Annotated in this window: 26 protein-coding genes and 2 pseudogenes; 15 read left to right on the forward strand and 13 right to left on the reverse strand. The window is 58.6% G+C overall.

Annotated elements, in window-relative coordinates; genetic code table 11:
* The first annotated feature begins 49 nt into the window (after positions 1-49).
* Positions 50-268: a YgdI/YgdR family lipoprotein gene (locus ACIPG5_RS13240; RefSeq protein ID WP_176512373.1), complete on the forward strand. Its 219-nt coding sequence runs from the start codon at positions 50-52 to the stop codon at positions 266-268.
* 48 nt (positions 269-316) lie between these two features.
* Here ACIPG5_RS13240 and ACIPG5_RS13245 read toward each other — a convergent pair whose 3' ends face one another.
* The 7 genes from ACIPG5_RS13245 to rplM all read right to left on the reverse strand — a co-directional run bounded on the left by ACIPG5_RS13245 (position 317) and on the right by rplM (position 5,182).
* Complete coding sequence (locus ACIPG5_RS13245) at positions 317-748, reverse strand: ClpXP protease specificity-enhancing factor (RefSeq protein WP_176512370.1); 432 nt, start codon at positions 746-748, stop codon at positions 317-319.
* 10 nt (positions 749-758) lie between these two features.
* Entirely contained in the window at positions 759-1,382 is a 624-nt protein-coding gene (locus ACIPG5_RS13250; protein WP_176512368.1) for a glutathione S-transferase N-terminal domain-containing protein, read from the reverse strand.
* 117 nt (positions 1,383-1,499) lie between these two features.
* A complete protein-coding gene (locus ACIPG5_RS13255; RefSeq protein WP_176512366.1) occupies positions 1,500-2,279 on the reverse strand; it encodes a cytochrome c1 in 780 nt (259 codons plus the stop codon).
* Positions 2,279-3,490: a cytochrome bc complex cytochrome b subunit gene (locus tag ACIPG5_RS13260; RefSeq protein WP_043273975.1), complete on the reverse strand. Its 1,212-nt coding sequence runs from the start codon at positions 3,488-3,490 to the stop codon at positions 2,279-2,281. Before ACIPG5_RS13260 ends, ACIPG5_RS13255 begins: the two co-directional genes overlap by 1 nt.
* The gene (gene petA / locus ACIPG5_RS13265) at positions 3,490-4,083 is read right to left on the reverse strand and encodes a ubiquinol-cytochrome c reductase iron-sulfur subunit (protein ID WP_176512364.1); all 594 of its coding nucleotides are present in this window, start codon (positions 4,081-4,083) and stop codon (positions 3,490-3,492) included. The genes ACIPG5_RS13260 and petA overlap by 1 nt, the downstream gene beginning before the upstream one ends.
* Positions 4,084-4,346: 263 nt before the next feature.
* On the reverse strand, positions 4,347-4,739 hold the full coding sequence (rpsI, locus tag ACIPG5_RS13270; protein ID WP_003260797.1) for a 30S ribosomal protein S9: 393 nt from the start codon (positions 4,737-4,739) through the stop codon (positions 4,347-4,349).
* 14 nt (positions 4,740-4,753) lie between these two features.
* Positions 4,754-5,182, reverse strand: coding sequence for a 50S ribosomal protein L13 (gene rplM, locus ACIPG5_RS13275; RefSeq protein ID WP_176512363.1), 429 nt, complete (start codon positions 5,180-5,182; stop codon positions 4,754-4,756).
* Between the two features lie 258 nt (positions 5,183-5,440).
* On the opposite strand from rplM, the gene ACIPG5_RS13280 reads away from it, so the two are divergent.
* On the forward strand, positions 5,441-6,481 hold the full coding sequence (locus ACIPG5_RS13280) for an NADP(H)-dependent aldo-keto reductase (RefSeq protein WP_401375468.1): 1,041 nt from the start codon (positions 5,441-5,443) through the stop codon (positions 6,479-6,481).
* Between the two features lie 187 nt (positions 6,482-6,668).
* Positions 6,669-7,589: a GlxA family transcriptional regulator gene (locus tag ACIPG5_RS13285; RefSeq protein ID WP_176512962.1), complete on the forward strand. Its 921-nt coding sequence runs from the start codon at positions 6,669-6,671 to the stop codon at positions 7,587-7,589.
* A gap of 105 nt (positions 7,590-7,694) precedes the next feature.
* Here ACIPG5_RS13285 and zapE read toward each other — a convergent pair whose 3' ends face one another.
* From zapE to ACIPG5_RS13300, 3 genes are all read right to left on the reverse strand, one after another.
* The gene (gene zapE / locus ACIPG5_RS13290; protein ID WP_176512359.1) at positions 7,695-8,789 is read right to left on the reverse strand and encodes a cell division protein ZapE; all 1,095 of its coding nucleotides are present in this window, start codon (positions 8,787-8,789) and stop codon (positions 7,695-7,697) included.
* 129 nt (positions 8,790-8,918) lie between these two features.
* Positions 8,919-10,268 carry a tryptophan--tRNA ligase gene (locus tag ACIPG5_RS13295; RefSeq protein WP_236235253.1) on the reverse strand — a complete coding sequence of 450 codons (1,350 nt, stop codon included), beginning with the start codon at positions 10,266-10,268 and terminating at the stop codon, positions 8,919-8,921.
* Between the two features lie 25 nt (positions 10,269-10,293).
* Entirely contained in the window at positions 10,294-10,929 is a 636-nt protein-coding gene (locus tag ACIPG5_RS13300) for an alpha/beta hydrolase (protein ID WP_176512355.1), read from the reverse strand.
* Between the two features lie 135 nt (positions 10,930-11,064).
* On the opposite strand from ACIPG5_RS13300, the gene ACIPG5_RS13305 reads away from it, so the two are divergent.
* Positions 11,065-11,499 (forward strand): YhcB family protein, encoded by a 435-nt coding sequence (locus ACIPG5_RS13305; RefSeq protein WP_401375472.1) that lies wholly within the window; start codon positions 11,065-11,067, stop codon positions 11,497-11,499.
* Positions 11,500-11,646: 147 nt separating this feature from the next.
* Here ACIPG5_RS13305 and ACIPG5_RS13310 read toward each other — a convergent pair whose 3' ends face one another.
* Entirely contained in the window at positions 11,647-12,846 is a 1,200-nt protein-coding gene (locus tag ACIPG5_RS13310; RefSeq protein WP_401375475.1) for a methionine gamma-lyase, read from the reverse strand.
* A 127-nt stretch (positions 12,847-12,973) separates the two neighbouring features.
* On the opposite strand from ACIPG5_RS13310, the gene ACIPG5_RS13315 reads away from it, so the two are divergent.
* The 7 genes from ACIPG5_RS13315 to ACIPG5_RS13345 all read left to right on the forward strand — a co-directional run bounded on the left by ACIPG5_RS13315 (position 12,974) and on the right by ACIPG5_RS13345 (position 16,569).
* A complete protein-coding gene (locus tag ACIPG5_RS13315; protein WP_176512351.1) occupies positions 12,974-13,453 on the forward strand; it encodes an Lrp/AsnC family transcriptional regulator in 480 nt (159 codons plus the stop codon).
* A 370-nt stretch (positions 13,454-13,823) separates the two neighbouring features.
* Positions 13,824-14,084 carry a bacteriocin immunity protein gene (locus tag ACIPG5_RS13320; protein ID WP_401375478.1) on the forward strand — a complete coding sequence of 87 codons (261 nt, stop codon included), beginning with the start codon at positions 13,824-13,826 and terminating at the stop codon, positions 14,082-14,084.
* Positions 14,085-14,596: 512 nt separating this feature from the next.
* Complete coding sequence (locus tag ACIPG5_RS13325) at positions 14,597-14,860, forward strand: bacteriocin immunity protein (RefSeq protein ID WP_401375481.1); 264 nt, start codon at positions 14,597-14,599, stop codon at positions 14,858-14,860.
* Between the two features lie 289 nt (positions 14,861-15,149).
* Positions 15,150-15,413, forward strand: a complete 264-nt coding sequence (locus ACIPG5_RS13330; protein WP_401375484.1) for a bacteriocin immunity protein — start codon at positions 15,150-15,152, stop codon at positions 15,411-15,413.
* Positions 15,414-15,516: 103 nt separating this feature from the next.
* Entirely contained in the window at positions 15,517-15,780 is a 264-nt protein-coding gene (locus tag ACIPG5_RS13335; protein WP_401375487.1) for a bacteriocin immunity protein, read from the forward strand.
* 158 nt (positions 15,781-15,938) lie between these two features.
* Complete coding sequence (locus ACIPG5_RS13340) at positions 15,939-16,202, forward strand: bacteriocin immunity protein (RefSeq protein ID WP_401375490.1); 264 nt, start codon at positions 15,939-15,941, stop codon at positions 16,200-16,202.
* Between the two features lie 103 nt (positions 16,203-16,305).
* A complete protein-coding gene (locus ACIPG5_RS13345; protein ID WP_401375493.1) occupies positions 16,306-16,569 on the forward strand; it encodes a bacteriocin immunity protein in 264 nt (87 codons plus the stop codon).
* A gap of 487 nt (positions 16,570-17,056) precedes the next feature.
* Here ACIPG5_RS13345 and ACIPG5_RS13350 read toward each other — a convergent pair.
* A pseudogene (locus ACIPG5_RS13350) lies at positions 17,057-17,227 on the reverse strand (hypothetical protein); the annotation flags it as partial.
* Between ACIPG5_RS13350 and ACIPG5_RS13355 the strand changes: the two are divergent.
* From ACIPG5_RS13355 to ACIPG5_RS13370, 4 genes and pseudogenes are all read left to right on the forward strand, one after another.
* A pseudogene (locus ACIPG5_RS13355) lies at positions 17,222-17,415 on the forward strand (Lrp/AsnC ligand binding domain-containing protein); the annotation flags it as partial. The pseudogenes ACIPG5_RS13350 and ACIPG5_RS13355 overlap by 6 nt on opposite strands.
* Positions 17,416-18,302: 887 nt before the next feature.
* The gene (locus ACIPG5_RS13360; RefSeq protein WP_401375496.1) at positions 18,303-18,512 is read left to right on the forward strand and encodes a hypothetical protein; all 210 of its coding nucleotides are present in this window, start codon (positions 18,303-18,305) and stop codon (positions 18,510-18,512) included.
* Positions 18,452-18,727 carry a bacteriocin immunity protein gene (locus ACIPG5_RS13365; protein WP_401375498.1) on the forward strand — a complete coding sequence of 92 codons (276 nt, stop codon included), beginning with the start codon at positions 18,452-18,454 and terminating at the stop codon, positions 18,725-18,727. Before ACIPG5_RS13360 ends, ACIPG5_RS13365 begins: the two co-directional genes overlap by 61 nt.
* Positions 18,727-18,909 (forward strand): hypothetical protein, encoded by a 183-nt coding sequence (locus tag ACIPG5_RS13370; RefSeq protein ID WP_401375501.1) that lies wholly within the window; start codon positions 18,727-18,729, stop codon positions 18,907-18,909. The genes ACIPG5_RS13365 and ACIPG5_RS13370 overlap by 1 nt, the downstream gene beginning before the upstream one ends.
* A gap of 87 nt (positions 18,910-18,996) precedes the next feature.
* Here the strand turns inward: ACIPG5_RS13370 and cysN are convergent, their stop codons facing one another.
* A complete protein-coding gene (gene cysN, locus ACIPG5_RS13375; protein WP_401375504.1) occupies positions 18,997-20,898 on the reverse strand; it encodes a sulfate adenylyltransferase subunit CysN in 1,902 nt (633 codons plus the stop codon).
* Positions 20,899-20,911 lie beyond the last annotated feature (13 nt).

A 20,911-nucleotide genomic window follows, 5' to 3' on the forward strand; every position in this document is an offset into this window, starting at 1 on the left:
AGGCCCTAACAGGCAACGCCTTACCCTTCAGAACCCCAGGAAACACCGCATGAAAAAGCTTCTGCTGCCTGCCCTGCTGATCGGCGCTTTCGCCACCCTGGCCGGCTGCTCCACCCCCAGCCTGATCACCCTCAACGACGGCCGCGAATTCCAGGCAGTCGACGCGCCGCGCTACGAGAAGGCCACCGGCTTCTACGAGTTCCAGCAGCTCGACGGCAAGCGCACCCGCATCAACAAGGACCAGGTACGCACCATCAGCGACCTGTAATGACGGGCCGGCAATGAAAAAGGCGATCCATTCGGATCGCCTTTTTTGTTACTTGACCACCTTCAGGCTTGGCCGGCCACTTGGGCGCGGCGGCTGCCCACCGCCTTCTGGCGGGCCATCGTCGTCAGGCTCGACACCTTCTTCCTCTAGCTCGTCATCTTGCATGACCGGCGGCTCCAGCTCGAAGACCATGCCCTGGCCATTTTCACGGGCATAGATCCCGAGAATGGCAGCGGCCGGCACGAACAGCGAATGGGACACACCACTGAAACGCCCCTCGAAGCTCACCGCTTCGTTGTCCATGTGCAGGTTGCGCACGGCACTGGGGGAGATGTTCAGGACGATCTGGCCGTCACTGGCGAAGCCTTGCGGCACCTGGACAGCCGGGTACTCGGCATTGACCAGCATATGAGGGGTGCAATCGTTGTCGACGATCCACTCGTACAGTGCTCGAACCAGATAGGGGCGACTGGAGTTCATCAACGGCTCCTTAAAGCTTGCGCATTTCACGTTCAACGGAGGACAGGCTCGCCAGAAATGGCTCGCGGGCGAACTGTCGCTCCATGTAATCCAGCAGCGGCTTGGCTTGCCGCGGCAGTTCGATACCCAACACCGGCAAACGCCAGAGTATGGGCAGTAGACAGCAATCGACCAGGCTTTGCTCATCGCTCATGAAACAGGCGAATTCGCCGAACAGAGGCGACACGCCCGTGAGGCTCTCGCGCAGCGCCTTGCGTGCCTCGGTGCGGGCGGCATCCTTGCTGCGCGGGTCGAGTATGGTATCAGCCAGGGCGCACCAGTCGCGCTGGATGCGATGCATCAGCAAGCGGCTGTTACCGCGCGCCACCGGGTACACCGGCATCAATGGCGGATGTGGATAACGCTCCTCGAGGTATTCCATCACCACGGTCGATTCATACAACGCCAGGTCACGATCGACCAGGGTCGGCACAGTGCCGTAAGGGTTTACTTCAACCAGCTTCGGCGGAAGGCGAGCGGGATCGACGTCGATGACCTGCACGCTGACGCCTTTCTCGGCGAGCACGAGGCGTACCCGATGAGAATAATGGTCAGCGGGGTCGGAATAGCAGGCTAACCGGTTGGTTGCGCCCATGTAGCGCCTCCTCGCAAGGGATGCTTGTGAAACTGTAAATGAAAACGCGCCCGGGGCGTCCTGGCAAAATTGCCAGGACGCCCCGGGCGCGTTCAACAACCAGAAATTACTGCGTGATCAATGCACGTCCTTCCAGTATTCACGCTTGAGCAAATAGGCGAATACGAAGAAGAAAGCCAGGTACAGCAACACGTAGGTACCAATGCGCTGGCTTTCCAGTTTGACCGGGTTGGCCGAATAGGCCAGGAAGGTCACCAGGTTCTTGACCTTCTCGTCGAACTGCTCGGTGGTCAGGGTACCGGAATTCGGCGTGATGGTCAGCTGGTCACAGGCTTCATGGGTCAGCGGGCTCCCCGTCAATGGGTCGAATTGTTTCTTGCCATCGACCACGGTCTGCACCTGCTTGCAGCCAACCACCTGGTTGCCCTGCAGGCCGACCAGCACGTTGGGCATGCCGACGTTGGGGAAGACCTTGTTGTTCACCCCGTAAGGCCGCGACTTGTCCTCGTAGAAGCTGCGCAGGTAGGTGTACAACCAGTCGGTGCCGCGCACCCGGGCAACCAGGGTCAGGTCAGGTGGCGCAGCACCGAACCAGGCCTTGGCGTCGGCTGGCTGCATGCCGATGTTCATGTGGTCGCCGATCTTGGCACCGGTGAACACCAGCTTCTCCAGCATCAGTTCATGGGGGATCCCCAAGTCGTCGGCAACCCGCTCGTAGCGCTGGAACTTGGCGCTGTGGCAGCCCATGCAATAGTTGGCGAACGTGCGCGCACCATCCTGCATGGCGGCCTTGTCAGCCAGGTCGATATCGACCTTGTCCAGCTCCAGGCCATGTTCGGCAGCGAAGGAAAAGGCAGGCATCACTGCCAGCAAAAATACTGCAATCAACTTTTTCATCAGCCAGTCACCCTTTCCGGAACCGGTTTGGTCTTCTCGAGCCTTGTGTAGAACGGCATCAGCAGGAAGTAGGCGAAGTACAGCACCGTGCACACCTGCGACAGCAAGGTACGCCCAGGCGTCGGTGCCAGCACGCCGAGCACGCCGAGAATCACGAAGGCCACGCAGAACACCAGCAGGAAGACCTTGCTGATCCAGCCCTTGTAGCGCATCGAGCGCACAGGGCTGCGGTCCAGCCAGGGCAGCACGAACAGCACAGCGATCGCCGCACCCATGGCGATGACGCCAAACAGCTTGTCAGGCACCGCACGCAAGATCGCGTAGAACGGCGTGAAGTACCACACCGGGGCAATATGCTCAGGCGTCTTGAACGCGTTGGCCTGTTCGAAGTTGGGTTTTTCCAGGAAGTAACCGCCCATTTCCGGGAAGAAGAACACCACGGCGCAGAACACGAACAGGAATACCACCACGCCGACGATGTCTTTCACGGTGTAGTAAGGGTGGAACGGGATGCCATCCAGGGGAATGCCGTTCTCGTCCTTCTTCTTCTTGATGTCGACGCCATCGGGGTTGTTCGAACCCACTTCGTGCAGCGCCAGGATGTGCAGCACCACTAGGCCCAGAATCACGATCGGCAGGGCCACCACATGCAGGGCGAAGAAGCGGTTCAGGGTGATGCCCGAAATCAGGTAGTCACCACGGATCCACTGGGTGAGGTCGCCGCCGATCACCGGGATGGCGCCGAACAGCGAAATGATCACCTGGGCACCCCAGTACGACATCTGCCCCCACGGCAGCAGGTAGCCCATGAAGGCCTCTGCCATCAGCGCCAGGTAGATCAGCATGCCGAACAGCCAGACCAGCTCGCGCGGCTTCTGGTAGGAGCCGTAGAGCAGGCCGCGGAACATGTGCAGGTAGACCACGATGAAGAACGCCGAGGCGCCCGTGGAGTGCAGGTAGCGCAGGATCCAGCCGTACTCGACGTCACGCATGATGTACTCGACCGAGGCGAAGGCCTCTTCTGCCGAGGGCGTGAAACTCATGGTCAGCCATACGCCGGTGACGATCTGGTTGACCAGCACCAGCAGGGCCAGGGAGCCGAAGAAGTACAGGAAGTTGAAGTTCTTGGGCGCGTAATACTTGCTCAGGTGGTCTTCCCACATCTTGGTCGCGGGGAAGCGAGCATCAATCCAGTCCATGAACTTGCTCATCATGCTTTCTCCTGGTCGACGCCGATGACGATGATGTCATCCGACTCGTAAGAGTGCGGCGGCACTGGCAGGTTGAGAGGCGCTGGCTGCGACTTGTAGACACGCCCAGCCAGGTCGTAATGGGAGCCGTGGCACGGGCAGAAGTAGCCGCCCACCCATTTCGGGCCGAGGTCGGCAGGGGCGACTTCCGGGCGGAAGGTCGGCGAGCAGCCCAGGTGGGTGCACAGGCCGACGAGAATGAGGATTTCCGGCTTGATCGAGCGCACCTCGGGGTCGACATAGGCCGGCTGCTCCGACGCTTTGGACTCCGGGTCGGACAGCTCGCCCGTGATCTTCTTGAGGTTGCCCAGGATCTCTTGCGTTCGCCGCACGATGAATACGGGCTGGCCGCGCCACTCAGCGACCATTTGCTGCCCAGGTTCGACCTTGGCGATATTGACCTTCACCGGTGCACCGGCCGCTTTCGCCTTGGCACTGGGAAACCATGACCCCACGAACGGTACCGCAGCCCCCACTGCCCCCGCTGCCCCGACCACGGATGTCGCGGCTACGAGGAAGCGGCGCCGGCCTGCGTTGACGCCGTCATTGCTCATTCAGTCCTCTCCCATCAGCTTGCTTGGCCTGTTGGATCAGGCCTGTACTTAGGTAATGTCTGTGGCACTAAAAATTGGTCGTCATGGTAAGTAACAAATCCACACAATGACAAGGTGATTACCCCCACTACAGGCTGTAACCCTCGCTTTGCTTGATCTGCGTCTATGCGCCAAGTCGCCACCGACATGCTGACAGGTTAGTTCAAGACATAAAAAAAGCCCGGTTCCAAGGAACCGGGCTTTTTTTGACTGCCGAAGCGGTATTAACGCTTGGAGTACTGAGGACGCTTACGCGCTTTACGCAGACCCACTTTCTTACGCTCGACTTCACGAGCGTCGCGGGTGACGTAGCCAGCACGACGCAGAGCGCCACGCAGGGTTTCGTCGTATTCCATCAGAGCGCGGGTGATACCGTGACGGATCGCACCGGCTTGACCGCTGACACCACCACCGGAAACGGTGACGTAGATGTCGAACTTCTCAACGGTCTCGGTCAGTTCCAGCGGCTGGCGAACAACCATGCGAGCGGTTTCGCGACCGAAGAACACGTCCAGAGAACGGTTGTTGATGGAGATGTTACCAGTACCCGGACGCAGGAAAACGCGAGCGGTTGCGGTCTTGCGACGGCCAGTGCCGTAATTTTGAGTCGCCGACATAATGAACTATCCCGTTAGATCTTCAGTTCTTGAGGCTGCTGAGCAGTGTGTGGGTGAGCAGCACCCGCGTACACTTTCAGCTTGCGGTACATGTCGCGACCCAGCGGGTTCTTCGGCAGCATGCCTTTGACCGCGGTTTCGATAACACGCTCAGGGGCTTTGGCGATCAACTTCTCGAAGTTGATTTCCTTGATGCCACCTGGGAAGCCGGAGTGGGAGTAGTACATCTTGTCGGAAGACTTGGCGCCAGTTACACGGATCTGCTCGGCGTTGATGACGACGATGTAGTCGCCGGTGTCAACGTGAGGGGTGTATTCTGGTTTGTGTTTGCCACGCAGACGGGTAGCGATTTCGGTAGCCAGACGACCCAGGGTCTGGCCAGCGGCGTCGACTACGAACCACTCGCGCTTTACTGTTTCCGGTTTAGCAGTAAAAGTTTTCATTCTCTAAAGCCTCAGAGGCCGCCCAGCGAAAAATAGACGGCGAATCTTACTGGATAGTGCACACCTTGCCAAGGGCAAGCGCGCAGCCGAACACAGGCGCTATTGGGGGCTCGGGTCGGGCACGCCAATGTTCGACGGGGTTCATCCTGCGTGGTGGTGCATCACTTCCTCCACACGGAGAGGGGCCGAATTATCCAGATTGCGCGAAAAATTTCAACCTGCTTTTATGGATGTCTTTGCCCAAGGAGTGCTTTCCCGATGGAATACCGCAAGCTCGGCCGTACCGACCTGGATGTCAGCGCCCTGTGCCTGGGCACCATGACCTGGGGCGAACAGAACGATGGCGCCGAGGCCTTCGCCCAGATCGCCATGGCCAAGGCCTATGGCGTCAACTTCATCGACACCGCCGAAATGTACCCGGTGCCGCCGCGCCCCGAGACCTACGCCGCCACCGAGCGCATCATCGGCAACTGGTTCCGCCAGCAGGGTGACCGCGACGACTGGATCCTCGCCAGCAAGGTCGCCGGCCCCGGCAACGGCATCAGCCACATCCGCGACGGCCAGCTCAAGCACAACCGCGCGCACATCGTTGCCGCGCTGGACGAAAGCCTCAAGCGCCTGCACACCGACCGCATCGACCTGTACCAGCTGCACTGGCCCGAGCGCAGCACCAACTTCTTCGGCAAGCTGGGCTACCAGCACCTGGCCAATGACCTGTTCACGCCGCTGGAAGAAACCCTCGAGGTGCTCGACGAGCAGGTGCGCGCCGGCAAGATCCGCCATATCGGCCTGTCCAACGAAACGCCCTGGGGCACCATGAAGTTCCTGCAGTTGGCGGAAAGCCGCGGCTGGCCGCGGGCGGTGTCGATCCAGAACCCGTACAACCTGCTCAACCGCAGCTTCGAGGTGGGCCTGGCGGAGGTGGCGATTCGCGAGCAGTGCGGCCTGCTGGCCTATTCGCCGCTGGCGTTCGGCATGCTGTCGGGCAAGTACGAAAACGGCGCCCGCCCGGCCACTGCCCGCCTGTCCTTGTTCAGCCGCTTTGCCCGCTACTCCAACCCGCAGACCGTGGCAGCCTGCAGCCGCTACATCAAGCTGGCGCGCGACCATGGGCTGGACCCGGCGCAGATGGCCCTGGCGTTCGTCACCCGGCAACCGTTCGTGACCAGCAACATCATCGGCGCCACCGACCTGGTGCAACTGGAGAGCAACCTCAAGAGCCTGCAACTGAGCCTGAGCGACGAGCTGCTGGCAGCGATCGAGGCGGTTCACCAGGACCAGCCGAACCCGGCGCCCTGACCTGCAAGGGCCGCTTTGCGGCCCGCTGTTACACGGGGTAGACACAATCGCCAAAAAATAAGACGATCCAGCCGGTGATTGACCACTCTACCCTATAAGAACAATGACAATGATGTTTACCCAACCCTCGGCGTCGCTGCGGCGCGTCAGCATCCTGGCCATTGACAAGGTCTTTGCTTCGACCCTGATGCAGGCCAAGGATTTCTTCCACCTCGCCAGCTTGCGCTACAGCAAACAGCTGGGCCTGGGCCTGCAGCCGATGTTCGACATCAGCCTGGTGAGCCCCGACGGCCAGCCGGTGGACAGCTTCAGCAACGTGCAACTGCCGGTCGACGGCGGCCTCGACGATGCCGACGTGATCATCCTCCCGGCCTTCTGGGAAGATTTCGACACCCTCTTGCAACGCTACCCCCAGGTATTGCCATGGCTGCGCCAGCAGCATGCCCGTGGCGCGGTCCTGTGCGCAGAGGCAAGCGGCGTGTTCTGGCTGGCCGAGGCGGGCCTGCTCGACGGCAAGGAGGCAACCACCTACTGGCGCTTCTTCGCCAGCTTCGCCGAGCGTTTCCCCAAGATCCGGCTCAACCAGGACAAGCACCTGACCGATGCCGACAACCTGTACTGCGCAGGCGGCACCACCTCGGCCTGCGACCTGTACATCTACCTGATCGAGCGTTTCTGCGGGGCCAACGTGGCCCGCGCGGTGGCCCGTGACATCCTCTATGAAGTGCAGCGCAACTACACCCCGGGGCGCATGGGCTTCGGTGGGCAGAAGCTGCACCAGGACCTGATCATCCTGCAGATCCAGCACTGGCTGGAGGAGCATTTCGCCGACAAGTTCCGCTTCGAGGATGTGGCCCGCAACCATGGCATGAGCATCCGCAACTTCATGCGCCGCTTCCAGGGGGCGACCGGCGACAAGCCGTTGCATTACCTGCAGCGCTTGCGCATCGAGACGGCCAAGGGGCTGCTGTCGAGCACGCGCAAGAGCATCAAGACCATCAGCTACGAAGTGGGCTATGACGATGCCAGCTTCTTTGCGCGGTTGTTCCGCCAGCACACGGAGTTGTCGCCGAACCAGTATCGCCAGCAGTTCATGCAGGAAGCCTGAAACCACTGGGGCCGCTTCGTGCCCCATCGCCGGCAAGCCGGCCCCCACACCTTTCTCTGTGGGAGCCGGCTTGCCGGCGATGGGCCGCAAAGCGGCCCCGGTTGTTTACGGCTTGTGTGCGCGCGACAGGAATTCGTGCGACTGCATCTCCAGCAACCGGCTCAGGGTGCGCTGGAATTCGAACGCCAAGCGCCCGCCGGTGTACAAGTCCTTGAGCTCCACCTCAGCCGAGATGATCAGCTTGACGTTGCGGTCGTAGAACTCGTCGACCATGTTGATGAAGCGCCGGGCGATGTCGTCGGTGGTGACGCTCATCTGCTCGACGTTGCTCAGCAGCACGGCGTGGAAGATCTTGCCCAGCTCGATGTAGTCGTTCTGGCTGCGCGGCCCGTCGCACAGGGCACGGAAGTCGAACCAGGCAACATCGTCACAGGTGCGCAGGGCGTGGATCGGGCGGTTTTCGATCATCAGCACGTCGTTGTCGACCGCCTGGGTGCACTCCGGCGTCAGCGCCTTGAAGCTTGCGCGCATGCTCTGCTCCGCCGCTTCGTTCAGCGGGAAGTGGAACAGCTCGGCCTGTTCCAGGTGGCGCAGGCGGTAGTCGACGCCGCTGTCGACGTTCACCACATCGGTGTACTGCTTGATCATGGCGATGGCCGGCAGGAAGCGCGCACGCTGCAAGCCATCCTTGTACAGGCCGTCGGGGACGATGTTGGAGGTCGCCACCAGCGAGACGCCGTTCTTGAACAGCTCTTCCATCAGGGTGCCGAGGATCATGGCATCGGTGATGTCGGAAACGAAGAACTCATCGAAGCAGATGACCCTGGCTTCTTCGCTAAAGCGCTTGGCAATGATGGTCAGCGGGTTCTTCTCGCCCTTGAGGGTCTTCATCTCCTCGTGGACGCGCTTCATGAAGCGGTGGAAGTGCGTACGCATCTTCTGCTTGAACGGCAGCGCCTCGAAGAACGTATCGACCAGGTAGGTCTTGCCGCGCCCTACTCCACCCCAGAAATACAGGCCCTTGACCGGCGTCTGCTCCTTCTTGCCGAACAGCTTGCCGAACACGCCCGGCTTGTTGTTCTGCGCAGCGATCAGGTCGTCGTACAGACGCTGCAGGTGACGCACCGCAGTTTCCTGCGCCGCATCATGGAAGAAGTCGGGACGTTTCAGATCTGCTTGATATCGTTCTAGGGGCGTCATGATTTCGTTAGCGAGGCAACAAAAAACGGGCCGTCACTGTAGCGACAGGCCCGCTTAATGGCAATGCGACTTGCGTCAATATGCCTCATTCAAGGCAGTAATCCGCTGCATGGCACCGGCGCCAGGAGGTCAGTCCTGGGCCGGGGTCAAGGCCTCGCGCAGGCTCTCGATCGCCGCATCACGGGCCTCTGCGCCCTCGAACTGCGGCCCCTGGGCGACCTGCTCGCCGTCCAGCCACAAGCTGAAGCCCAGGCCTTCGACGCGCACATCGGCGTCGCCACCTTGCTGCAACTGCTTGCTCACCGCGCCAGCGCTCTTGCCGTCGGCGAAGCTGCGCGACAGCAGCAATTGCTCGCCATCGGCGGCCAGCAGGCGGAAGCGGAAGCTGCCGTCCTCGTCACGGAAGCTGACGAAGCGCGCGCTCTTGGCGGCTTTCTTCTTCACTTCGGTGCTGGCCTGCACGCTGCTGCGGAACGAACGCAGGCCAACGGCCTCGCGCAGTTGCTCGAGGAACGGGGTAGCAATCTTGCGCGCCTTCGCGGCACCGGCCAGGAGGATGTCCTCCAGGTCCGACGGGCGCGAAATGAGCTGGTGGTAGTGCTCGCGTTTTTCCGCCAGCTGGCCGTCGAGCAACTGGTACAGGCGCTGCTTGGCTTCACCCCAACCCAGGCCCTGCAGCAGTTCTTCGCGGAACTCGGCGCACTGGGCTGGCGTGGAGAAGGCCTGGAACAGGGTGAACAGGTGGGCGTTGTCCGGGTCCTTGGCTTCGCCTGGAGCGCGCGAGTCGGTGACGATGCGCGAGATGGCGTCCTTCATGTCCTTGGCACTGGTGAACAATGGGATGGTGTTGTCGTAGCTCTTGGACATCTTGCGACCGTCCAGGCCCGGCAAGGTCGCCACGCTCTCCTCGATCACCGCTTCCGGCAGGGCGAAGAAGTCCTTGCCCTGGCCGAACAGGTGGTTGAAACGCTGGCCGATGTCGCGGGCCATTTCCACGTGCTGGATCTGGTCACGGCCGACCGGCACCTTGTTGGCATTGAACATCAGGATGTCCGCGGCCATCAGCACCGGGTAGCTGAACAGGCCCATGGTCACGCCGGCGTCCGGGTCTTCGCCGTTCTCCACGTTCTTGTCCACCGAGGCCTTGTAGGCGTGGGCGCGGTTGAGCAGGCCCTTGGCGGCTACGCAGGTCAGCAGCCAGGTCAGCTCGGGGATTTCGGGGATGTCGGACTGGCGGTAGAAGGTCACCTTCTGCGGGTCGAGGCCGCCGGCCAGCCAGGTCGCGGCGATTTCCAGACGCGAGCGCTGGATGCGCAGCGGGTCATCGCACTTGATCAGGGCGTGGTAGTCGGCCAGGAAGTAGAACGAGTCGGCACCAGGCTGCTGGCTGGCGACGATCGCCGGGCGGATGGCGCCCGCGTAGTTGCCCAGGTGCGGGGTGCCGGTGGTGGTGATACCAGTGAGAATGCGCGTGGTCATGGGTGTTCGCTTATTCAGGCTTGGCTCAATTCGAAAGGCGCGGCAGCAGCAGATCCTTCAGATCGGTCAGCTTGCCATGGAAGAAGTGTCCGCATTCTGCCACTTTCAGCAGCTCATGGGGGCGCGACAGGCTGTCGGACCAATCGTAAACCAGCTGCGGCGCCACGACTTCGTCGGCGTCAGGCTGCACCACCGTGATCGGGCAGCGCTGCGGCAACGGGAATTCATCGCTCAGGCGCATCACCGCCGGGGCAATCATGAACAGGTGCTGCAGCGACACATCGGCCGCTTCCAGGCGCCCGGCCAGGCTGGTGGCGACGAAACCACCGAACGAGAAGCCCATCAGCACCAGCGGCAACTGCGGGTGCTGCTCGCGCAGCCAGGCCGCGGCGGCTTCGGCATCGGCCACCTCGCCCGCGCCCATGTCGTGGCTGCCGGCGCTCTGGCCGACGCCGCGGTAGTTGAAGCGCAAGGTGACGTAGCCGGCATCACGGGCAGTACGCTGCAGGGTCGAGACCACCTTGTTGAGCATGGTGCCGCCCTGGACCGGGTTCGGGTGGCAGATCAGCACCGCACCGCGGGCATCGGCCACGTCCAGGTACAAGGCTTCCAGCTGGCCCACGGGGCCATCGATGAACAAGGGGGTTTCGCGGACAAGCAAGGCACTACTCCGTGACCTCGAAGGGGGTCGATTCGTCTAGGTGTGGAATTCTGTTCTGATTTGCGATCGCTCGCGGTATACAGCGCAGGTCTGAGCCGTTAACGTAAAGCAAAGCCGTTTATAGAGGAAGGACTCGTGGAACTCTCGCTCCTTGTTTGGTTGTTGCCAACCCTGGCCCTGGTCATTGGCGTCGCCATCGGCTTCGTCGTGGCGCGCCTGCTGCCCAATGCTGCGCCGAGCAGCACCCAGCGTCAGCTGGACGATATCCAGAAGCGCTTCGACAGTTACCAGAACGAAGTGGTCACCCACTTCAACAGCACCGCCGTGCTGGTCAAGAAACTGACCCAGAGCTACCAGGATGTGCAAGATCACCTGGCCGAAGGTGCCAACAGCCTGGCCCTCGATGACGTCACCCGCCAGCGCCTGCTGGCTGCCCTGCATTCCGAAGCGGGCCAGGGCCCACGCGATCGCCTGACCCCACCGCGCGACACCGAAGTGCCGCGCGACTACGCGCCGAAGTCGCCGAACTCGCCGGGCATGCTCGACGAGAGCTACGGGCTCAAGCGCTGATTCGCTGAAATGAACAAGGCCTCGAAAGAGGCCTTTTTCTTGTGTGAAATTCACCGTCCTCATCGCCGGCAAGCCGGCTCCCACAGAGGGAATCGATGCTGTACCTGTGGGAGCCGGCTTGCCGGCGATAGGGCCAATGCAGACAAATCAACTACAAGCCTTCAACGCCTGCTCAACATCCGCCAGCAGATCCTCAACATCCTCCAGCCCCACCGACAACCGCACCAGCCCCTCCGAGATCCCATGATGCGCACGCTCTTCAGGCGTATAGCTCGAATGAGTCATGCTCGCCGGATGCTGCGCCAGCGACTCGGCATCCCCCAGGCTCACCGCCCGGGCAAACAGCTGCAACGCATTCATGAAGCGCCGCCCTGCCTCGATGCCGCCCTTGAGCTCGAAGGCGATCATCCCGCCCGGCAAACGCATCTGCCGCTGGGCCAGCGCATACTGGCCGAACGTCGGCAGCCCCGGATAGTGAATCAACTCGACCTGCGGCTGGCGCGCCAGGTACTCCGCCACTTGCTGGGCATTGGCGCAATGGCGGTCCATACGCAACGCCAAGGTCTTGATGCCGCGCATCAGCAACGACGCATCGTGCGGTGACAGCACCGCGCCGGTCAGGTCTTTGAGGCCTTCCAGTCGAATCCGGTCGATCAACGCCTTGTGCCCGATCACCAGCCCCGCAGTGATGTCGCCATGGCCGCTGAGGTACTTGGTGGCCGAATGCACCACCAGGTCGGCGCCAAGCTCCAGCGGCCGTTGCAGGTAGGGCGTGCAGTAGGTGTTGTCGACAACGATGTGGATGTCATGCCCGCGCGCCGCTTCGGCCACGGCAGCGATATCGACCAGCTGCATGTTGGGGTTGGCCGGCGTTTCGAAGTAGATGATCCGCGTCTTGCGGGTGATCGCCGCCTTGAGCGCCTTGCTGTCGTTGAGGTCTACGTGGCGAATCTTCACCCCGAACTCGCCGATGCCATGGTGCAGGAATGCGAAGGTACAGCCGTACAGCGTGGTGCCGACGATCAATTCATCGCCAGGCCGCAGCAGGGTCCACAAGGTCGAGGTGATGGCGCCCATGCCCGATGCCAGGGCCAGCCCGGCCTCGCCGCCTTCCAGGGAGGCCATGCGCTGCTCCAGCAGGGCCAGGGTCGGGTTGGAGATCCGGCTGTAGAAATGCCCGCCCTCCTCTCCGGCAAAGCACGCTGCGCCATATTCCACCGTCGCGAAGGCATAGGTTGCGCTCTGGTACACCGGCGGCACCAGCGCGCCACCGTGGGAAAGCGGGTCGTAGCCATGGTGAATGGCTCGGGTGGAAAAACCGGTGTTGTTGTTATGGGAGCCGCGCATGGCAACAGCCTCTGGTGGTTTGTTCTAAGCTTATGCCACCGCACTGCCTGATTTTTTCCAAAATTGCCCACGCATTCGCGGGCGTATTGGAACAAAAACAATAAAAACCTCAACCTGAGGGCAAACCATGCCTATTACCCTCGACCGCACCGATCGCGCCCTGCTCGCCGCCCTGCAAGATAACGCCCGCCTCACCGTATCCGAACTCGCCGACAAGGTCGCACTGACCACTTCGCCTTGCTGGCGCCGGGTCAAGTTGTTGGAAGACCACGGCTACATCACCGGCTACCAGGCGATTCTCTCGCCCAAGTCATTGGGGTTCGGGGTAACTGCGTTCGTCAGCATCATGATGGATTCGCACACCAAGGACATGGCCTTGGCGTTCGAGCGGCGGCTGATGGAGATTCCCGAGATTGTGGCCTGCCACAACATCTCCGGACGCTATGACTTCCTGCTGGAGATTCTGGCGCGGGACCTGGAATCGTTCGGCGAATTTACCCGGGAAGTGTTGCAGCGGTTGCCGGGGGTGAAAGAGATCTACTCGAGCTTTTCCTACAAGGCGGTTAAGGAAAAACGGGTGATTCCTGTGTCTGAAGTACACATTTGAATCAGATCTTTCAAGTCGGTGGGAAGCCTCCTACCGATTGACAGCCCGCGCCTGACATACACGAGAAACCAGCCATAGCACGCTTGCCATGTAGCGATTAGGAGGATGACTACATGGCTCAAAATGAAACTATCAAATTTGGTGAACCATTCCGTGATTCGGGCGGTGCCCTGCATTTAAATGAGGGGCTCTGGATAAACGAGCAAGCCCCAGACCGAACACCGCTCCCTCCTCTTTCCGGCGGCGGGGGACCAGGCTACGGCGGCTGGGGCTTGGACGCAGGGCGGCCCAGAGGTACTGGGGGGCCAAGCCGAGGGAAAATTGTTTGGAAAGTTCAGGGTCGTTAGCCACAGCTTCCCAGGAAATAAACATGATTTTAAAAGATCAGATTACTGACTACACCGAACAAGAATTTGTCGAATTCTTGTACGAAATTAATCGAGCCATTGAAGATGAACCCGACAAGATATTGATCCCCCTGATTGGACACTTTGAAAAAATAACTGAACACCCTTCTGGCAGTGATCTATTCTTCAGACCACAAGGGAGCAGCCAAGGCGAACCTGAACAGGTCCTTAAAATCATAAAGGATTGGCGACTGGCCAACAACAAAGAAGGATTTAGATCATAAATATCCACAACCCCGCCTCGGCGGGGTATTTCTTATCAGGCAAGGCGTAGATTGTAGCCTTACACCCCGCTTCGTGGGAAGGCACTCCGAACTGGTGCTGTAACTTTCCTAGAAACTTATAAAGTGGTGATTAGTCAAAACTCTCCCTTACAAATTACACGCGAGCCGAATTTAGGACTGTGGTTGAGAATTGCTACAGGCATCCGGTACCTCGGCTTGGCAGGATCGCTTGCTCGAACACTTTATCGAGATTGCCGGACACTCGGATGGCTCTGACCACCCTACTACCCGGCAAACGACCTCGAGGGCTGCGCCGAAGGGGATCGCACAGATCATTGCTTGGCGAAAATCAAAGGAACTTCTCCTGTTCAAGGACCTGCAATGAACAAATCTGTATGGGTGTCGATACTGCTTCTATCCGGTTGCGCCGATGGCAGAATCCTTCTTCTGCCTGATCGGCATAACCAGAAATTCACCTGCGATATCAATCCTTACCATTACGGAGAAAAGCCATGATACTCAAGGAAAACCTAAGTGATTACACAGAGCAGGAATTCCTGGAGTTCCTAGCTGAAATCGACAGAGCAAACGAGGACGAGCCGGACGCTGTGCTAGCTCCTCTGCTACTACATTTCAGAAAAATCACTGAGCATCCCTCTGGAATTAATCTTTTGTACAAGCCTGCGTCCAGCAAAGAGGGTGAGCCAGAGGAAATACTCAGAATCGTCAAGGAATGGCGTCTGGCTAACGGTAAGGATGGCTTCAAGCCGTCCTGAAAGGCACTATTCAGAGGTCCTGATAACTCAGGCCCTCTGCCTTCCCCACGCTTGCAATTGAAAATTCCTACACATTATTAGAAAACGCCCCACAGCCAAATTGGCCCTACATAAGTTTACAGCCTTTGAAAACTACGCCACCATCTTTTGACACCTGCTCAAAAGAACCATCTTATGGCCGCGCACCTTCCAGAGCCTTTATTTCAACTTAATGCCATCAACGTCAAACTGGCAGTATTAGTTCGGCCACACCGGCTGCGCACAGTCAAATTCACTGAAGGACATCAGAATGAACGAGAAATCCAACATTTCCGATTTTACCGAAGCCGAATTCCTTCAATTAATTTTTTCAATTAGCGACCCAGAAGACGGGCTTAGTGAAGAAGAGTTGGATTTACGAATATTTAAATTTGAAGAACTATGCGAACATCCTAACGGATCCGATCTGATTTTTTGGCCTGACGCCGATGAGCTTGACACCCCAGCAGCGATCATTCGGATCATAAAACAGTGGCGCGCCGCCGAAGGTCGCGCCGGGTTCAAGCCTGAGTAAAATTGCTGCCCCGCTTCATCGGGGCAATCCTATATTTCAAATTAACCTCATCAAACAAGGTTACTCCATCTGCGCACCACATAACTCATTATAGAGATAAAGCATGAGGCTGAAGAATAGCTACAGCGATTACACAGAGTCTGGATTTATCGACTTCCTAAAGGAGGTTTACCGTGCCAACGCTGAAGAGCCTGATGAAGTACTAGCCCCCCTTCTTAAACATTTTTCTGATGTAACGGAGCATCCTAGCGGAACAGACTTGATCTATTGGCCGGAGAGTGACGATCAAGGTGAACTGGAGGCAGTACTGGGCATTGTTAAAAAGTGGCGAACTGATAACGGAAAACTAGGATTTAGAGAAGACTGAGACGGAATCACAATCGAGTGCAGAAACTACCCTGCGCTTGCAGGGTAGCCTTAACTATTCACCAACCCAATTTCGGAAGGTGGAGCCGTCTACGAGGTAGATAACATAAGAGTGGTGAGACCAGAGGCTCACAACTGAATCCACTACGGGACATCGCAATGAAAGACCACAAGATATTTTCCGACTTCACCGAGGCTGAATTCCTTGAGTTCATTACCTCCATCACCGATCCGGCAGATGATGTAAGCGAAAAAGAACTGGATTTGCGCATTTTGAAATTCAAAGAAATCTCTGAGCACCCCAGCGGATCCGACCTTATTTATTGGCCCGAATCCGATGGACTTGACACCCCTGAAGAGATCATTCGAATCATAAAACAGTGGCGCGCCGCCGAAGGTCGCGCCGGGTTCAAGCCCGAGTAAAATTACTGGCCCGCTCCATCGGGGCAATCCTATATTTCAAATTAACCTCATCAAACAAGGTTGCTCCATCTGCGCACCACAAAATCCAATATGGAGATAAGCCGTGATCCTTAAACCCAGCTACGCAGAATATACGGAATTGGAGTTCATTGAGTTCCTAAAGGAAATTTATCGTGCCAATGCCGAGGAACCGGATGAAGTATTGGATCCTTTATTGGAGCACTTTTCTACAATAACCGAGCACCCTAGCGGCACCGACTTAATTTACTGGCCCGAAAATGATGACCAAGGGGAGCTTGAAGCAGTTTTAAGCATTATCAAAACTTGGCGCGCAGATAACGGAAAGCCTGGATTCAGGGAGGTCTGAACCCTACACCCCGTTTCGGTGGGGTGCTTTCATCTCGTGATGCTTGATATCAGCTACCTGCCTATGGATTGCCAAGAAATAGCGTGATGGCTTCCAAGTGCCTGTCTTGAGTTGTGCAGCGGTGCACAAATCGAGCGCCGCCCGCGCGGCGCATCGCGGATAAATCCGCTCCCACATTTGTTGCAACGTGGCCATGCCTGATAGGCCATGGTTGTCAGCCTTGTGTGTTCGGCTGGATTTTGAGATTGGCGCTGACGCCGCTGCGCAAGTTTCAAGACATGCGCCAAGGCAGGCAACTCTGACCTTACAGGTTCGGCACGTTGCAACAAATGTAGGAGCGGATTTATCCGCGATGCACCGCGCGGGCGGCGCTCGATTTCATAGGCGCTGAAAATGCCACGGCAAGCGCCCGGCAGCCGAAAATACACCTTCCCGCCCGACAAACAAAAAACCCCGCCGAAGCGGGGTTCTTCACAAACACCAGTACTTAGATAGCGCCACGCTGACGCAGCACATCCAGCACCAGCTTCACGTCTTCTTCAACACTGACGCTCTGGGTATCGATCACCAGATCAGCATCGAGCGGCACATCGAACGGGAAGCTCTCACCCGGGTTATCGCCACCGACAGCATACAGCCCCTCCGGGCCACGCTTGCGGCCTGCCACAACATCTCCGGGCGCTATGACTTCCTGCTGGAGATTCTGGCGCGGGACCTGGAATCTTTCGGGGAATTTACCCGGAAAGTGCTTCAACGCCTGCCTAGGGTCCAAGAGGTTTATTCAATTTTTTCTACAAGGCCGTTAAGGAGAAACGAATAATCCCCGTAACAGAAACGCATATCTGAATATGCTTGCTCACTCCCATTATCTGCCAACGGCCTCCAAGCCACCTTAAGCAAACCAAAACACTTGGCTTGGAGACCGAAAAACTAGAAACCCAGTAGCTTCTTATGGAAAGTCATGGGGTATCTTAATCAAAGGATTGGGTACAGGCGGATAATCATCTGGATATATTTTGGGATTGCGAGGTAGACGTCCCGGCACGTACCCATGTCGCGCCCATCGAACCTCACCGTTGCGCCCGTCAAATATCAGAATATTTCCCGTGTCGGTTACTCTCAGATAATTGTTAGTCCAATACGATTGATCCAGCGTCTCAGTGCTCTGCGCGGACCATAAGCGATCTCGTAACGGATCATATAAAAAGCCTGAGTTGCTCACAACGAACTGAAGAGGCTCACGCGATCGGTTACGGAACGTAGAACTGTATGGCTGTGTGTGATCTGCGACCCAAACCACCGCGCCATCATCTTCCAATACCAGATTGCCATCGCTTCTCAGACGAAGCACAAATCTACCGTTATCTGATTTTATGAATTGCCCCTCTCGCATGGCCTGGTTAGGGGGGAGCAATACGCCTCCTGAATCCTGGAACGGTTGATACTGTATCTGCTTATATTTATTTTTTCCCATAACAAAATCCTTATTTAGATGAAAACTCGGCCACCCCTTTTACAGTGGGCCGTGCCCATCATCCAAAACCCCTACCCATCATTGCACCCAGAAAAAATTCCCACCCAGCGCAATAGAAATGTCCTACGACTCAATAAAACCTTACCTACACCCTTTTACAACAAGTCGACTTTAGAAATCAGGCAGAATCATCTGATCGAAAGCTTCAGCTATCAATCGCGACATTTAAAATCAACCTCGAACCCGGGATGGAAGCCCCATGTTCAATGCAGAAAAATATGCCAAGCAGGTTGCCATAACCATCACACTCGCCCTATCTGGATGCAGCGTCGATACACCTACGGTACTGCTGCTGCCCAATAGAGAAGACATCAATTTCAAGTGCGACGTGGACCCTTACAAGCAAGGGTGCGAAAGAATGATGGATTACCAAGAGCATTTCCGCTCGATCAAAAAGCCTTCGATCTAAAGCCAGTCCACTCGCGTCCCTCGCTGGAGGCAACCGGCACCTCAGCCTGGCAGGATTGCTTGCTGGAACACTTCATTGAACTGGCCGGACACCCTGAGGGATCGGACCTGATCTACAACCCGGTGAATCCACAGGCTGGCTGCGCAGAAGGCCTGATCGCAAGTATCATAGGCTGGCAAAAATCGAACGGACTTCCCTTGTTCAAGGATGAGTGATGAAAAAATTTCCACTGGCGTTGGCACTGCTGCTATCCGGCTGCGTCGATGGCAAATTTTTCCTTTTGCCTGATCAACAAGATATGAAATTCGGCTGTGACATGGACCCTTATAAGCAAGGCTGCGAAAGGCAAAGCGACTACGACCAGCACTTCAAATCCGTCGAGTCCAAGAAGAACTAAGCCGCTTGCTCCAGCGCTTGGCGCCGCGTGAATCGAGCGCCCACAAAAAACCCCGCCGAAGCGGGGTTTTCAGTACAACGCTAACGCTTAGATCGCACCACGCTGACGCAGCACATCCAGCACCCGCTTCACGCCTTCTTCAACACTGACGCTCTGGGTATCGATCACCAGGTCGGCATCCAGCGGCACATCGAACGGGAAGCTCTCACCCGGGATGTTGTCGCCACCGGCAGCATACAGGCCCTGCGGGTCACGCTCGCGGCACGCCAGCGGCGAGGCCTGAACGTAAACGGTCACCAGGCGGTCCTTGCCGATCAGTGCCTTGGCCTGTTCGCGGCCTTCGGCATCCGGGGCGACGAACGCAGCCAGGGTCAGCAGGCCAGCTTCGTTGAACTGGCGCGCCACGTGGGCGGCGCGACGCCAGTTCTCGGTGCGGCCGGCGCGGTCCTGTGGCAGGCCCTTGTTCAGATCGTGGCGCAGGTTCTGGCCATCGAGCACGTAGACCGCACGGCCCATGTCGAACAGCTTGCGCTCCACGGCATAGGCCAGGGTGCTCTTGCCCGCGCCGGACAGGCCGCTGAACAGTACGGTGGCCGGTTGCTGGCCGAAGCGCAGGGCGCGCTCTTCGGTGGACACGTGCGCCTGCTTGCCATGCTGGCCAGTGCTGCCGTGCGGCAATACAGGCTGGGCGATGATCATGCCGGCGCCCACGGTGCCGTTGGTCAGGCGGTCGATGACGATGAAGGCACCCGTGGTGCGGTTGCTGTCGTAACCGTCCAGGGCGATCGGGGCGTCCAGGGCCACCTTGACGCGGCCGATCTCGTTCAGTTGCAGCGCGCTGGCAGCGCCCTGCTCCAGGGTGTTCACATCGACCTTGTGGGTGATGCTGGCAATCGAGCCTGGCACGTAGCTGGTGGCGCGCTTGATGTCGTATTTCTTGCCCGGCAGCATCGGCTCTTCGGCCATCCACACCAGCATGGCGTCGAACTGGTCGGTCACCGGCGGCACGTTGTCGGCATGCACCAGCAGGTCGCCACGGGAGATGTCGATCTCGTCTTCCATGGTCAAAGTCACGGCCTGGCCTGGGCCGGCATTCTCCAGCTCACCTTCGTAGGTGACGATGGACTTGACCCGGCTGCTCTTGCCCGACGGCAGCACCACGATGTCGTCGCCCTTGTGCACCACGCCGCTGGCGATGGTACCGGCGAAACCGCGGAAGTTCAGGTTCGGGCGGTTGACGTACTGCACCGGGAAGCGCAGGTCGGTGACGTTGCGGTCGGCCGACACTTCGACGGTTTCGAGGATTTCCATCAGCGCAGGGCCGGTGTACCACGGCGAACGCTCGCTGCGGTTGACCACGTTGTCGCCCTTGAGCGCCGACATCGGCACGAAGTGCAGGCTCGACGGCTGCAGGTTGATGGCTTCGGCAAACTTCAGGTAGTCGGCCTTGATCGACTCGAACACCTGCTCGTCGAAGCCCTTGAGGTCCATCTTGTTGACCGCGACGACGATGTGCTTGATGCCCAGCAGCGAGGCGATGTAGCTGTGCCGGCGGGTCTGGGTCTGCACGCCGTAGCGGGCATCGACCAGGATGATCGCCAAATCGCAGGTCGAGGCGCCGGTGGCCATGTTGCGGGTGTACTGCTCGTGGCCCGGGGTGTCGGCGATGATGAACTTGCGCTTGGCGGTGGAGAAGTAGCGGTACGCGACATCGATGGTGATGCCCTGCTCACGCTCGGCCTGCAGGCCATCGACCAGCAGCGCCAGGTCGACTTCCTCGCCGGTGGTGCCGGACTTCTTCGAATCGCGGGTGATGGCCTCGAGGTGGTCCTCGTAGATCATCTTCGAATCGTGCAGCAGGCGCCCGATCAGGGTGCTCTTGCCGTCATCCACGTTGCCGCAGGTGAGGAAACGCAGCAGTTCTTTGCGCTCGTGCTGAGCCAGATAAGCGAGGATGTCTTCGCTGATCAAATCGGATTGGTGCGACATGGAGTAACCCTGA

This window comes from Pseudomonas sp. NPDC087029 (assembly GCF_044745345.1).
Lineage (GTDB): Bacteria > Pseudomonadota > Gammaproteobacteria > Pseudomonadales > Pseudomonadaceae > Aquipseudomonas > Aquipseudomonas faucium.